This window comes from Ochrobactrum sp. C6C9 (assembly GCF_022627935.1).
GTDB classification, from domain to species: Bacteria; Pseudomonadota; Alphaproteobacteria; order Rhizobiales; family Rhizobiaceae; genus Brucella; species Brucella teleogrylli.
In genome coordinates, this window is the sequence record NZ_JABXGB010000024.1 from 22,876 (window position 1) to 37,121 (window position 14,246).

Here is a 14,246-nt window from a genome sequence, read left to right on the forward strand (position 1 = left end):
TGGGGAACGAGAGGCTTAGTCGAAGGCATAAATCTTCTTCCAATCATTCTTCATGTCGACGATTACCCAATTTCTCTCCGGAGCTTCGGTCAAAGCCTTGTCCAGTTTTCCGAATGAGGATTGCCGGTCATAGGCGTATTCCCGGTCTCCGTCCGTGTGATGGACGATGATACCAAGGCTGTTCGGGGAGGCAGTGCCCCACCGTAGCATTTCGTAATCACCATCCGAATTGCCCGCGACGAAAATTGGCCTTTTGCCAATGACCCGATTGATGCCGACAGGTTTGCCGGGACCATCATCGATAAAATCGATCTCCGGCAGGCGTTTCAGCACGGGTTGGTCGTTCTCGATTGCGTATTGCGTCTTGATACTGCTGCCAATGACCTGTTGCGAAGGTATGCCGTAAGCCTTCTCCGTCATGGGGCGCATGAATTCCACGCCACCGCCGGACACGATGAATGTCTGGAAATTGTGAGTGCGGAGATAATCAAGCAGCTCGCGCATGGGAAGGAATGTCATTTCCGAGAATGGCTTGCCCGTCTTTGGGTGCTTGGCCGTTGCATACCATTCCGTGACGATTTTGTTGAATACGTCGGTCGTCATGCCAGCGTGGGTCACCATCCCAAGCTCCACAACACCTTTCTCGCCACTTTTGGCAATGCCGGCCAGATCACCGGTCAGGATGGATTTGAACGGTTCTGTTGTCTTCCACTCCGGATGGTCGGGCGCCAACGCCTTGACACGGTCAAGCATGAAGGCCAACTGGAAGTAATAGGGTTGCTCGGTCCAAAGCGTGCCGTCATTGTCGAAGACAGCAATCCGGTCCGCAGGCGCTACGTAATCTTTACTTCCCTCTTTTGTCACTTTATCGACGAAATCAACGATCTGCTGTTTGGATTTGACATCGTTCCAGGAGGCGAGGTTCTCAGCCCACGCAGAGGTTGAGATTTGAAGCGTGGCGATCAGCAAAATCTGCGCAAACAAACGCATGAAATTCCCCTCAGTTTGTTGGTCTTTTCACACACCGGAATCCGACATGACTGGTGGACGTGTCTTCCGGCTCTGCATGTCGCGCCGCCGGGCGATAGCGGCGGCAATAGTCGGGTGAACAGAGGTGAGAACCACCTTTTAGAACACGTCTGGCAATGCGAATAGCGGGCTGCTGCGGGTCAAAACTTGCGAGAGCTTCGCCGCCGCGTGGATTGCGCGGGATGCAACACGGGCTTGCCGCTGGTTCGGCATGTCGGGACGTCCAGTAGTCATTCGTCCATTCCCAGACATTGCCGATCATGTCGTAAACGCCATAACCATTGGCTGGAAACGACCGCACTGGCGAGGTTCGTTCGCGTCCGGCGGGCTTGGTACTTTTCACGGGAAAAATGCCTTGCCAGGTGTTGGCCATGGCAGCGCCGCCCGGCATGAGTTCGTCGCCCCATGCATATTCCAGATCTTCAAAGCCCCCCTTGGCCGCGAACTCGAACTCGGCTTCGGTCGGCAGATCAAGACCTGCCCATTGTGCATATGCAAGGGCATCGCAGTGCGCCACATGGACGACTGGATGATCGAGTTTGCCGCGTAGATCGCTTAGCCCGCCCAATGGCTTACGCCAGTTTGCTCCGAACTTGAATTTCCACCACTGGCCGATATCCCGGCCCTCGACCCGCTTTGGGGGCGTGAACACAAGAGACCCAGCGCGCAACATTTCGGGCAGCGCGCCCGGATAGTCCTTCGGGTCCGGCGCTTTCTCGGCCATCGTGATATAGCCTGTTTCGTCGACAAAGCGCGAAAACTGTCGGTTGGTAACAGGTGTCGTGCTAATCCAGAACCCGTCCACCTTCACGGGATGGCGTGGCGCTTCTTCGGGATAATGGTTGTCGGACCCCATCAGAAATGTGCCCCCCGGTATCCAGGCCATTTCGTCTGAAAACTGCTCGGAATAACGTTTGCTCGAAGCGTCCATACCCATCGTCATCCTCCGCGAAATTATGGAAAGCTTGCCTTTGCGCTACTCCGGCGAGAAGTACGTTACGGTAAATCGGGTAGCTTCACGGGTTCAGTTCCAGAAGCGCGGGTGGTTTTGTGGCGAGTTTATGCGAAAGGCGGTTCATAACGCCGTGAGCAAGAACGCGCCGGTCGATTTCCCCGGAGTGGCCCTTTCCGTATAGCTGCCGCTGGAGAATTTCGACCTGTGCGGCAAGCGACCCGTCGTTCGCGGCTGCGGCCCAATCATGGATGGAAGAGTAACCAAGACGACGCGACCAGACTTCCAGTGCCGCATTTATCCGGGCGTAATCGCCTGTACTGATAATGCGGAGGGTATGCCGTCTTTGATGATGAAGCGAATTCCGGCGCTGCTCATCCCATCGGCGCAGCATGTCGACAAACCGAGACCTATACCGCATCGCGCTGGCTATAAGGCCAGCGATCAGAAGCGCGGCTATTGCCAATGTCCAAAGGAACTTGCCGTTAAGCGTGCCTTTGCTGGCGGGTTCAACGGGCGTGGCAGATTTCGTGGCGCCTGTGGTGACGGTCACGGTTGTTTCCGGTAACGTGGCGGTCTGAACCTGCTGTGATTTCACGTCAAACCAGCGATACGAAATTGCAGGCAAGGTGAAGGTTCCGGATTTGGAAGCGGTATAGACGATGGTTTCGATGCGACGGCTCGCAGTTTGTCGCCCGACAGAGACGTTATCTGCGACTGTCGCTGGTTTGACATACTGGTCCAGCCCTTGCGGTGTTCCCGCTTCGACGGGTGGAATGGTGATCGCCACCGTATCTGTGGCGGTAATGGTCAGGGTTCTGACCAGCGCATCTCCTGTTTGTAATTTGTCCGGCGGCCGGTCGAAACTTTGTGACAGTTCCAGTGACCCGGCTGCAAATCCCGTCTGTCCGTTATTTTGTGCAGCGCCGACCGTGAAAGTTAGCGGCTGGCTCTTCACGGTGCCTTTTTTCGGGGCTCCATCCTCAAGGTAATCAAATGAAATCTGAATTTCTGGAATGCTATAACTGCCGCTGACTTGCGGTATGATGGAATACCGCTTTTGAATGCCACTGAACTGAACGCCATTTATCGTATCATTGGTGTTCTGGGACCGTTCGTCCGGCAAGGTTACCAAGGCATGCGGAAGCGCAAATAAAGGAAATTGCGGCGGTGAGGTGAAAAAGCCCGGAGCCAGCACGGTTAGCACAAAATGGACTTGCTGTCCGGGTACGATGGTGCCCGTTTCTTCAATTTTTGCGCGGACCATGGGTTCCTGCGCTGCGGCATCATGGATGAATAGTGTGGGTGAAACCAAGAGGATGAAAAGGACAAGCCGAAATATTTTCATTTGGCGCCGCCTTCCGCTTCGATGGAAAAGCGTCGCGCCAGCATGGCTGCTGGGCTGACAGCGATATTCTTTATCCACATCTGAGATGTCTGCTCGGACATGGCAATTTGGGCGTCTTTGCCTTGATTGCCCTTATCGTCAAACTGGACGCTATCAGGTTTCAGATCTGGGGCTTCCTCCTGATCCTGCTCTTCTTTTTGCTGAGCCAGCAAGAGGCGTTTTGCCGTCGCCAGATTGGCTTGAATGTCTTCCGAAGCAGGCTTCGCCTGAAGTGCTTTTTCGTATGCCGCAATAGCTTCTTCGAACTTCTTTAGATGCATGAGCGCATTGCCCTGATTGTACCAACTGTCGGGGCTATCGATGATGGCGAAAGCGTTGATTGCATCTTGATATTTCCCAGCCCGATATGCGGCGACACCACGCCATATTGGATCGCGAAAAGTACTGGCAGCTTTGGACAAATCGCCTTTACGAAAAGCGATTTGTCCCTGTTGATCCGGCGTCAGCCACATATCTTCGAATGGCCCAGCGCGTGCTGGATCGTTGCCGATCAGATGCAAGGCAATGACAACGCTTCCCAACCGCACAACCCAGCCGTGTCTGAATGTGAATGCGAATAGCAGCACGGCGGGGATGAGAAACCACCATCCGCTGTCGCGCCAACGGCTTTCCTTGTCGGATTGCTGTTGCGCAAAATTTCCCTTTATCTGTTCGGCGATCCAGCGAACATCTGCATCGTCGTCGGTGACTGTGGTGACCGCGATTGAGTTCGAGGTGCGCAGTTGCGCAAGGCTTTCGGTGTCGAGCTTGGTAACAAGGCGTGCACCACCATCGGAGGATAGAAAGCCGCCGTCGCCGGTCTTGATCGGTCCGCCATTTGCGGTGCCGATAACTAGCACTACGACGCCATCATTGCGCTCATCACCGAGCGTTTTAATCGCGGAGGCCTCAACGCCGTCCGTCATGAACAGTATCATGCCGGGTGAACCGTCTTCTTTCAGAAGATTGGATGCAAGAGCCAGTGCCGCACCCGTATCTTTGCCCGGACGCGGCATGATGCCGGTTGAAAGGGCATCGGTATAGGATTCAATCAGATCGGCGTCATCCGTGAGCGGCAGAACAAGATGAGCCGTTCCCGCATAAGCGATCACGGCGGTTCTGGCACCAGCTCTGCTTTCCAGAATGTCGTGAATTTTAAGCTTGGCTCTCTCGATGCGGCTGGGGCTGATGTCAATCGCATCCATTGTCTGTGAAAGATCGACTGCGATCACCAGTGACGCCGTGTCGTGTACAAAGGGAGGCGTTTCCTTGTCCCAACTGGGACCGGCAATTGCGAGGATCATGATTGCCATGATGAGCGCAAGGAGTGTTGCCGGTTGAAGACGCCGCTTACTATCGCCTTCGATCACCAGTCGGTCGAGCAGATGCGGCGCGATCATGTTTTTCCACTTCTGCCTGATGTTGGCAGAACGGGCGGCAAGCCAGATCATGGTCAGCGGCAATATCAGCAAAATCAGCCAGACCGGGCGCAGAAAGTGAAAGTCGGAGATCATGCTGAAGCTCTCCGCGCGATGCGTGCCTGCACAAAACCGAGGCAAAGGGAGAGTGCCAGGACCAAGAACGATATTGCAGCCGGATACTGGAACAGTTCCCGGCGTGGCCGCCATGAAAGCTCCTTCTGTTCCTGCGGCGTTATGCGGTCCAGCATATCGTAAATGGCAGACAGGTTGGCCTGATCCTGACCAAAAGAATAGCGTCCTTCTGTCTGCGCGGCGATTGCCTGCAGTGTTTGGACGTCAACCTTGTCTTCTCCTGTCGCCATTGGGTCGCCAATGGCGACTGTGTGAATGACGATATGGTCGCCTTCGGCAATTTCAGCTGCTTTCAAAGGCGGCATCTTGCTGGCGGTATCGTTGCCATCGGAAAGCAGGATAAGCACCTTTTCCGGCACGTTCGATTTTTCGAACATGCGAATGGCGAGACCGATGGAATCGCCCATTGCTGTTCGTGGTCCTGCTTCGCCCGGCACGAGCGAACCGATCATAGTTCGGATCAGATCATGATCCATGGTGAAGGGCGCCAGTGGGTAGGGAGCGTCACCAAAGGCAATCAGGCCGAGCCTGTCGCTTGTCCGCTTCGAAACAAAGTTGGAAACCACTGTTTTGACCGCTTCAAGGCGGGTATCCATAGCTCCGCTTGGTGACGCGAAATCGCGTGTCTCCATCGATTGAGAGAGATCAAGCGCCAGCAGGATATCGCGCTGCGGTATGGATTTGACCATCGGTGGTTCGATCAGTTGCGGTCTCGCCAAGGCCAGCACCAGCAGGCACCAGGCCAGCATGTCGAAAACAATCTGCCACCAGCTCCGACGCGGAATGACCGACCCTTCCGTTGGTTCAACACCTGCCGCTCGTGCGACATCCTTAAAGAAGGGGAGCCGGATTGAAGCGGTCGAGACGCGATGGGTCGGCAAGAGCCACCACAAAAGCAGCGGCAGCGGCAGTAAAAGCAAAAGCCACGGATGGTCGAGCTCATACATGATGCCTCTCGATCCACAGGCGGGCCTGATTGACGATGACAGGCATGTCGTTTGCTTGTTGGTCGGGTTCGTATTCGCGGCCCTTCAGGAATGCCTTCAGGTTGGTCCCAAGAGGTGCGGGACTGTGGCTTTCGAGGAAAGCCACCCACTGCCCGCCGGATAATGCTGCGACGTCGGCACGCGGAAAGGCCGACAAAGCCGTGCGCTTCAACAGTTCGGCGATTTCTGTTGCCGGTGCCGTGTTTGAAATGTTTTCGAGAATTTGAAGCGCTTCGCGCCGATAAGCATTTCGGCGATAGCGTTTCACCCACCGGAAGAGAAGGATGGCTAATCCTAGCAAAAGCAAAACTGCCACCAACGCCCATCCCCAGGTCTGAGGCAACCACGACACCGATGGTGGAATAGCAATGTCGTGGAGCGTCCGCAGGGCAGTCTCCGTTGCCTGATCCATTATCGCCTCCTTTGACGCCACATGGACTTTTCAAGGAGATTACGCAGTTGCGGGGCGGTTTCTTCCGCGGCCGAGATGGGCAGCATCGGTAGGCCGAGCTCGCGTTGCCAGGAGCGAAATTCGCGCCCGCGATTGCGCGCGAAACTGTCGATGGAATTGCGTATCGATCCTTTGCCGAAGGTCAGTTCGGCCTGCGTGGTGCCTCCGCTGACGACCAGATCGCCGCTCGTCGGCAAGTCGAGCAGAAAAGGATCGTAAACCAGCAGGCAGATCACGTCATTGCGGCTTGATATATGCAGCAGATAGTCGCGGGTTGCCTCATCATGTCCGTCGAAGTCGCTGACGACGATCACGAGATAGTCGTGATAGGCAATGGCGCTGACATGGTGCAGAATATCATTCAACATAGATGGCGCAGGTTCATGGGCATAGCTGGCGTTCAGTGCGGCGTTCTTCTCCGCAATCTGGCTGGCCAGTCCGATGACCGCGTTGCGGCTGCGCTGTGGTTTGATCTGAGCGGTATCCGTGTCGCCGAATACGATGCCGCCGACGCGGTCGCCTGACCCCAGAATACGCCACGCACAGAGCATTGCGCATTCTGCTGCCGTCACGGATTTCATGGAGCGTCTGCTGCCGAAGAACATATTGATCCGCTGATCGACGATCACGAGCGCAGGGCGTTCCTTCTCTTCGCTATAAACCCGCACGACGGGTTTCATCGTGCGTGCAGTGACTCGCCAGTCGATGGAACGAATATCATCGCCGGGCAGATATTCGCGCAATTCTTCGAAGGACAGACCACGACCACGGACTGCCGAGCGCATTCGCCCCGCAAGCTGGCGATGGCTGGGAGATTTTTGAACGAAGCTGAGATCACGCGCTTGAGCTTCAAGAGCGATGAGCGCAGAAGTGTCTACGTAAACGCCGGTCTCAACGCTCGCGCCAGCCTTCATGACACGGCCACCAGTTCGGTGATGCGGTCGATGATCTGGTCTGGCGTTGTGTTGGAGGCATGGGCTTCATAGGACAACAACAGCCGGTGGCGGAAAACGTCATGCACGATTGCTTTTACGTCATCGGGGGTGACAAAGTCTCGCCCTTTCAGCCACGCATAGGCGCGGGACATGCGGTCAAGGCCGATGACACCGCGCGGACTGACGCCAACCTGTAAAAGCTTGGCCAGGTCCGCATTGTAACGATCCGGATATCGTGTCGCGAAGACCAGCGCGACCATATATTTCTCGACGGGTTCCGAAACTGTAACCGTACCGATTTCCTTGCGCGCATCAAAAATGCTCTGTGCGGAGAGGCGCGTCGCCTTCTCTTTTGAAGCAGCCTTGCTGTGAGCTTCCTGTTCCTCGTTGCGGTTAAGACGCATTATCGCGGCTTCGGATTCTTCGTCTGGGTAGTCAACCCGGATATGAAGCAGAAAACGATCCAGCTGCGCTTCGGGCAGGGGATAGGTGCCTTCCTGCTCAATCGGGTTTTGGGTCGCCATAACCATGAACAGATCCGGCAAAGGATAGCTCTTTCCGCCGACGGTTACCTGCCGCTCCTCCATCGCTTCCAGCAGAGCGGATTGCACCTTGGCAGGCGCGCGGTTGATTTCGTCGGCAAGAATGAGATTGGCGAAGATTGGCCCCTGCTGAAACTGGAACGCGCTCTTTGTTCCGTCTGAGATATAAATCTCGGAACCGGTGACATCCGCCGGCAGCAGATCTGGCGTGAACTGTATGCGGGAAAGTTCGGATTCGAGGTTTTTTGCCAGACTTTTGATTGCGCGGGTTTTGGCGAGACCGGGCAGCCCCTCGACCAGTATATGGCCGTTTGAAATGACCCCCAGCAAAAGGCGTTCGACCATTTGCTCCTGCCCGACGACGGATTGCCCAACCCGTTTGCCGAGTTTCAGAATATCATCGCGTGCTGCCATATCGGGTGTCCTGAAATGGTGGGAAAAGGCGCGCCGTGAAAGAGCGCGCCTAAATCGTTACTTTTCTATACCGCGTTCTTTGAACGACTGATCAATCGCCTTGTCCACTTGGGCACGCACGCCTTCAAGGTTAAAGCTGGCGTTGCGTTGGCTCGGCGGAAACTGGACAAAGGTTTCCAACAAAGCGGCAGCCTTTAGCTGGGCCTTCACAAGCAGGAAGTCATTTCGTACCAGCCAGTCATTATACTGATCGGATACGATATCGGCGCGTTCATATGGATCCATACGAAGGTTGAACAGCTTCGGTACGCGCCATGTGACCAGTGGTGTTTGCCACACGGCGAACCCTCCCGGGGCAGGCTGCTCATGGAATACAACCTTCCATTCGTCAAATCTGGTCGCGACCAGGTTGCCGTCATCATCGAAGTAAAAGAATTCATTCCGTGAACTTTTATCCGCTTTTCCGGTCAGATAATCGAGCTGGTTATAGCCGTCCAGGTGATTGCGGAAAGTGGTCGTGCTGCCGTCCGGCTTCCAGCCTTTCAACAGCCTGTCCTTTACGTCCGGGTCTCCGGCTGCGGCCAGAAGAGTCGGAAACCAGTCCAGCCCGGAAAACATCTCGTTTGAAACCTGGTCGGGCTTGATGTGTCCCGGCCAGCGGACCATTGCAGGAACGCGGAAAGCGCCTTCCCAATTGGTGTCTTTTTCCGAACGAAATGGTGTGGTGGCAGCGTCCGGCCATGACCACTGGTTGGGCCCGTTGTCGGTGGTGTAGACAACAATCGTATTGTCTGTGATGCCAAGTTCGTCAAGCTTCTTGAGAAGTTTGCCGACATCGCCATCGTGCTCGACCATGCCGTCGCCATACTCATTGTAAGCCATGCCGCTTTGGCCGCGCATTGACTCACGAACATGAGTGAAGGCATGCATGCGGGTCGTGTTCATCCAGGTGAAGAAGGGCTTGCCTGCCTTCGTCTGACGGTCAATGAAATCAATCGCTGCGGCTGTGGTTTCGTCATCGATCGTTTCCATCCGCTTCTTGGTGAGCGGACCTGTATCGTCGACTTTGCCGTCAGCCGAGGCCTTCACGACGCCTCGCGGAGAATATGCCTTAAGAAACTCCTTGTCGTCTTTCGGCCAAGTGGGCTGCTCCGGTTCCTCTTCGGCATTCAGATGATAAAGGTTTCCGAAGAACTCGTCGAAACCATGTTGGGTTGGCAGAAATTCATCCTTGTCGCCAAGATGATTTTTGCCGAACTGGCCGGTTGCGTATCCCAGCGGCTTGAGGGCCTGCGCGATAGTGATATCGGTTGCCTGAAGACCGACCGGTGCTCCCGGCGCGCCGACTTTGCACAGGCCCGTGCGTAAGCATACCTGGCCCGTGATAAAGGTTGAGCGCCCCGCCGTACACGAGTTTTCCGCATAATAGTCGGTGAACCTTATGCCTTCCTTGGCAATCCGGTCGATATTGGGGGTTCTATACCCGACAAGCCCATCGCTATAGGCGCTGATGTTGGTCTGTCCGATGTCATCGCCGAAGATAACGAGAATGTTCGGTTTCCCTGCGGGTGCCGCGGGCGCAGCCTGCTGCGCATAAGCTGGCGTAACGACCGTCGCAGAAGTCACTGTCATGGCCAAGGCAGCAGTCGCTGAAAGTAGTCTACGGATGACAGGCGTCTTCATAGCGGCCTCCTCAATGTGGATTTATTCAACATTCCGCACTCCTGTTTGCGAGGCAAATTGGGATGTCGTCGATGGCAACGTGGGAAGGCTCGACCAAATCCGGAGGAAGCGTAAGTACGTTACTGTAAACATGCTCGGTGATCGGCATTTACGTTAAATCTGGCTGGCCAGCGCGAGTCGCAGAAGTGGCGCAGTGCCCACGATATTTACCGTAACGTACTGCCGTTCGTACAAATTGGTGTCATGCTTCGCAGTGAAAATCCGTTGAGGGGAGAACCGTGGCACGTGACCCAGGATGATGCAGTCCGTCGCAGCTTCAGTTCTGCATCGAGAAGCGGGCTTAGTAAACTCATGTTAAAGCTCCCATCTGTCCGTTCGCAGCTAAAGCAACTTTCCGGCGAACCGCTGATTGGTCTCTTCGAGGCTTATGACGAAGCCAGCAACATGTTGGAAAAATTGCGCCGAGCTGAAATTGGAGTCACCCCCCTTTCTCTGGAATACGAGACCATATGCAAGGAGATAGAAGAGGACGTACTGCAATATTGCTTACTACATAAATAGGGACATGCTCCGAAATGGAACATCTTATTCGCGGCAAGCTGTTATTATTGACATCGGCTTTTCGGGGACTATTTTAGCCTAAAACCGCTAATTTATTCTAATGTCGGGGCCCGAGGGGTGGTATGACACGGAATAGTAGTGCATTTGATGACCGGGGAGCGTCAGATCAAGAAGTTAAATCCGCGTTAGCCGATCTGATTGCGGATAAGCGATTTCGCGCGACCGAACGGGGCAGGGCGATCCTCAGTTACATTGCGGATCTGCATTTTTCCGGCAGTTCTGAAGGGGTCAAGGGCTATTCGATAGCGATTGATGTTCTGGGGCGGCCTGATAGTTTCGATCCTTCCACTGACCCGATTGTACGCATAGAAATCAGCCGGCTGCGGGCCGCTTTGGTCCAGTATTATGAAGCTTTTGGCAAAGAAAAGCCGATTGAGATCGAGCTTCCTAAAGGCAAATATGCGCTTGCGTTCAACCACCGCGCCGTCGTGGATACATCTGTTTCGGACGAGGCTTCTGCGGGCGAGCCAATTCCGCCTCCGATGCAAGCTCCATTAACTTTAAGGCATCGTCTCCAATATTTGGATTTGGCGGTCGCTAGTCTGGTATTGCTTATTTCTTTTACATTAGTCTATTTTTTGACAAATCGGTCAGTCGATACCGTAAAGCCCACTGTTGCGATTGATTTCCGGGCTGAGAACCCCGCGTTCGATATAGAGGCCGAAATGTACGGGATTCGGTGCTGATCGCACTTGGTAATTTTCATACGCTGGCGCTTCGTTCCGACAATAGCGGATCGATTGATCCACAGGTTCGGCTTCCAGCCTATACGGTTCGGATGCGCTATCGCGTTGAAGGTGAGATGAAAAGCATCTGGTGGCAGGTGAATGACGAGGTCAAGAACGTCATTGTAAGCTCCGGTATCGAAGAAGCTTCGGGAATGGGGCAATCCACAGAACAGGTGCGAGCAGCTCTTTCCTCAGCTCTATCGCAAAAGCTTGCTGCCTCCACCGGGGTGATCAATACACGTCTGGTCGCAGATGTGAAGAACTCGTTCATCGGCAATATTTGTGTTCTCAAAGCGGAAATATCGCTGGCGAAGGGGCAGGCGCTATCGGACGACGAAACGTGTCTTGAGCAGACTTTAAAGAGTGATCCAAGGCAGAGTGACGCCATGGCTGCTCTTTCCCGTGTGCTTGTGAATGCCAATGCGCTCCTAATCAGCAAGGATGTGTTGGACCGTAGCCTGGAACTTGCGCAAGATGCCGTCGCTGTCGCGCCGGGATCGGATCGCGCTGAATTTGCCTTGATGGAAGCCAATTTTCGCAAAGGCAGGATCGATGAAGCGCTGGAGGCGGGTAAGCGCGCCGTGTCTCTTAACCCCAATAATCTGGAGGCGAAGGCGGCGCTGGCAATGGTGCTTTTCGCCAATGAGAATTGGGATCAAGCTGTGGCTCTCATTGAGGAAAGCGGGCAAGAAAATCACAGTATGGCTTTGAAGGCGCGCACCGTGCTTGCGCTTGATGCCGCCCGTCGCGGCGATTGGCACAACGTGCTGCTTCGTGCAAATCAGCTGCCTCCACAGAATGATTTCGCAACCGGTTTTAGATTGGCTGCGCTTGTTCAGTTGCGACCGGCTGATGCCCAAAAAGAACTTCGGGATGTTACACGATCCAATCCCAATCTACGCCAGTCAGTCGGTGAAAAATTGGAAGCACTAAGTGTTCCAAACATTGTCACAAATGCCATTATCGACCAAATCCAGATCGGGCAAACAAAGTTGCAGCCGGACAAGCCATGAGAGCTAAACTGACGAACACGTTTTGCATTTGTTCATTGAACGCTTTGGAGCCAAGCTCCGTTGAGGTCAGCTTCAACGGCAATTACCAGCCCAACATTTACCGTAACGTACGCATTAGACATTGCGTGAAAAACAAATAGAAACGAGAATTATCCAAAATTAAGTATTGTTAGATTCGTGGGAATATTGAGCAGCCGTGCTCGTAGCTGAGGGGATGTTATGGGTCGAATTTCGCTTCATACGCTGTCACTGGCTTCAATTGCGGGACTGTTGCTTGTTCCGTCCGTGGCGATGAGTGCAGAAGGAGGCGCGGGTTTCTACCTGTTAGGATCGAAGGGACCAGCGGCGGGCATAACGCCTCCACCCGGTGTCTATTTTCAGAACGATTTCTACTATTATCGCGGGAATCTCGGCGGAGATAAAAGCCTGCCAACTGGCGGTAAGCTGGCCGTTGGTGTCGTGGGCACCGCGGTCATTGAGGTCCCGACGGTCATGTGGGTGCTGCCGGAAACTATCGCCGGAGGCCATCTTGGTCTTGGCGGGACGATACCGGTCGGCTGGAAGAAAACCGAAGCGGATGTGGTTTTAAACGGCCCCCGGGTGGGTGAGGTCTCGACAGGTGTGCGCGATACGGCGTTTACCATTGGTGATCCGATCGTTAGCGGGTTCCTGGGCTGGCAGACGGGTAATTTCTATTACCAGATTGGCACCATGATCAATGTGCCCATCGGCGATTATCAGGACGGCGAGATATCCAATATCGCTTTCCACCATTGGGGCGCGGATGTGTTTGCAGCCGCAACCTGGCTTGACCCTGCAATTGGTTGGGATATTTCGGGCGCGATTGGCGTAACCTTTAATGCGGAAAATCCGGCCACCGACTATCGAACCGGTAACGAGTTCCATTTCGAATGGGCCGCCGTAAAACACATCAATGCGAAATTCGATGCCGGTCTGGTGGGTTATTACTATCAGCAGCTATCGGGTGATAGTGGAGACGGTGCGGCGGCACCATTCAAGGGACGTGTGGCTGCCGTTGGTGCAACTGTCGGCTGGAACTTCGAACTGGGTGAAACACCGCTTTCCGCCCGTGTGAAGTATTTCCACGAGTTTGCTGCGGAAAACCGGGCCGAAGGAGACGCGGTTTTCCTGTCATTATCGATGCCATTGTCGATCACCAAACCGACCGTGTCTGCTGATTAACCCGGTGTGGAGATTGGCTTCTCTTTGAGGACATGGAGTATCTGAAACGCCCAGCATGACTGATTAGGGAGAAGGATATGCATATCAGATCATTCAATACCGCCGGATTGGTTGGCATGGCTGGAATGATATTTATGGTCCTGTCCTGTTCATCAGCGCATGCTCAGAATGATAAACTGAGTGGATTTCCAGCGATGGTTCTGGGCGGGCAGACGGCCAAAGCGACTACTGTTCAATTCAGCGTTCCTTTCGACAATCTCATACGGCTGGCCGACAAAGATGTATCGCTGGGTAAAACGAGCCTCGATGAGATCCAAGCTGTCGTTGGAGGGACTGTGCACGGTCATACAACGTCATCCCTTAAAACGGCTTGGCTTTGCTATGAGGTGACGGGCGATAATTTGCCCCGTCGTATCTGGTTCATTTCGGACGGGATGAACACAAAGAAAGGTCAGGGGGCCGTTCTCAATCTGATTTCGGCGGAAATTATAACGGACAAGTCTGCGAAATGCGGACGGCCTCGCATTGATCTGACGAACCTCAAATTGCCTATTCCTGCCTTGAAAGACAACAAACATGCGCTCGAAAAGCGGTTCGGCAAGGTAAGCGCCAAGCAATTTGCGCGTTATTCGAACGAACATAAAGTTTCAGGTGCGACAGTTGAGCAGTCGCTCGTCTACCAGCTGGATGGAGACCGGATTATTGGTGTGGCGTTCTCCCAGGCCGCAGCGAAGTAGCATATCTCGTGT

The 14,246-nt window shown here is 54.3% G+C and carries 14 protein-coding genes; 5 read left to right on the forward strand and 9 right to left on the reverse strand.

Annotated elements, in window-relative coordinates; all coding sequences use genetic code 11:
* Positions 1-15: 15 nt before the first annotated feature.
* The 9 genes from HWD97_RS18000 to HWD97_RS18040 all read right to left on the reverse strand — a co-directional run bounded on the left by HWD97_RS18000 (position 16) and on the right by HWD97_RS18040 (position 9,932).
* The gene (locus HWD97_RS18000; protein ID WP_371835352.1) at positions 16-990 is read right to left on the reverse strand and encodes an HAD family hydrolase; all 975 of its coding nucleotides are present in this window, start codon (positions 988-990) and stop codon (positions 16-18) included.
* 10 nt (positions 991-1,000) lie between these two features.
* Complete coding sequence (locus tag HWD97_RS18005; RefSeq protein WP_371835353.1) at positions 1,001-1,966, reverse strand: formylglycine-generating enzyme family protein; 966 nt, start codon at positions 1,964-1,966, stop codon at positions 1,001-1,003.
* A gap of 79 nt (positions 1,967-2,045) precedes the next feature.
* Positions 2,046-3,329, reverse strand: a complete 1,284-nt coding sequence (locus tag HWD97_RS18010) for a BatD family protein (RefSeq protein ID WP_371835354.1) — start codon at positions 3,327-3,329, stop codon at positions 2,046-2,048.
* Complete coding sequence (locus HWD97_RS18015; RefSeq protein WP_371835355.1) at positions 3,326-4,882, reverse strand: VWA domain-containing protein; 1,557 nt, start codon at positions 4,880-4,882, stop codon at positions 3,326-3,328. Before HWD97_RS18015 ends, HWD97_RS18010 begins: the two co-directional genes overlap by 4 nt.
* The gene (locus HWD97_RS18020; protein ID WP_371835356.1) at positions 4,879-5,868 is read right to left on the reverse strand and encodes a VWA domain-containing protein; all 990 of its coding nucleotides are present in this window, start codon (positions 5,866-5,868) and stop codon (positions 4,879-4,881) included. The genes HWD97_RS18015 and HWD97_RS18020 overlap by 4 nt, the downstream gene beginning before the upstream one ends.
* Entirely contained in the window at positions 5,861-6,319 is a 459-nt protein-coding gene (locus tag HWD97_RS18025; protein ID WP_371835357.1) for a DUF4381 domain-containing protein, read from the reverse strand. The genes HWD97_RS18020 and HWD97_RS18025 overlap by 8 nt, the downstream gene beginning before the upstream one ends.
* Complete coding sequence (locus tag HWD97_RS18030; RefSeq protein ID WP_371835358.1) at positions 6,319-7,272, reverse strand: DUF58 domain-containing protein; 954 nt, start codon at positions 7,270-7,272, stop codon at positions 6,319-6,321. The genes HWD97_RS18025 and HWD97_RS18030 overlap by 1 nt, the downstream gene beginning before the upstream one ends.
* Entirely contained in the window at positions 7,269-8,249 is a 981-nt protein-coding gene (locus HWD97_RS18035) for an AAA family ATPase (RefSeq protein WP_371835359.1), read from the reverse strand. The genes HWD97_RS18030 and HWD97_RS18035 overlap by 4 nt, the downstream gene beginning before the upstream one ends.
* 57 nt (positions 8,250-8,306) lie before the next feature.
* Entirely contained in the window at positions 8,307-9,932 is a 1,626-nt protein-coding gene (locus HWD97_RS18040) for an arylsulfatase (protein ID WP_371835360.1), read from the reverse strand.
* A gap of 285 nt (positions 9,933-10,217) precedes the next feature.
* On the opposite strand from HWD97_RS18040, the gene HWD97_RS18045 reads away from it, so the two are divergent.
* The 5 genes from HWD97_RS18045 (at position 10,218) to HWD97_RS18065 (ending at position 14,234) form a co-directional block, all read left to right on the forward strand.
* Entirely contained in the window at positions 10,218-10,493 is a 276-nt protein-coding gene (locus HWD97_RS18045) for a hypothetical protein (RefSeq protein WP_140025339.1), read from the forward strand.
* A 122-nt stretch (positions 10,494-10,615) separates the two neighbouring features.
* Positions 10,616-11,239, forward strand: coding sequence for a hypothetical protein (locus HWD97_RS18050; RefSeq protein WP_371835361.1), 624 nt, complete (start codon positions 10,616-10,618; stop codon positions 11,237-11,239).
* A complete protein-coding gene (locus tag HWD97_RS18055; protein ID WP_371835362.1) occupies positions 11,233-12,294 on the forward strand; it encodes a tetratricopeptide repeat protein in 1,062 nt (353 codons plus the stop codon). Before HWD97_RS18050 ends, HWD97_RS18055 begins: the two co-directional genes overlap by 7 nt.
* Before the next feature lie 219 nt (positions 12,295-12,513).
* Positions 12,514-13,497, forward strand: coding sequence for a transporter (locus HWD97_RS18060; protein ID WP_371835363.1), 984 nt, complete (start codon positions 12,514-12,516; stop codon positions 13,495-13,497).
* A gap of 77 nt (positions 13,498-13,574) precedes the next feature.
* Positions 13,575-14,234 carry a hypothetical protein gene (locus HWD97_RS18065; RefSeq protein WP_371835364.1) on the forward strand — a complete coding sequence of 220 codons (660 nt, stop codon included), beginning with the start codon at positions 13,575-13,577 and terminating at the stop codon, positions 14,232-14,234.
* Positions 14,235-14,246 lie beyond the last annotated feature (12 nt).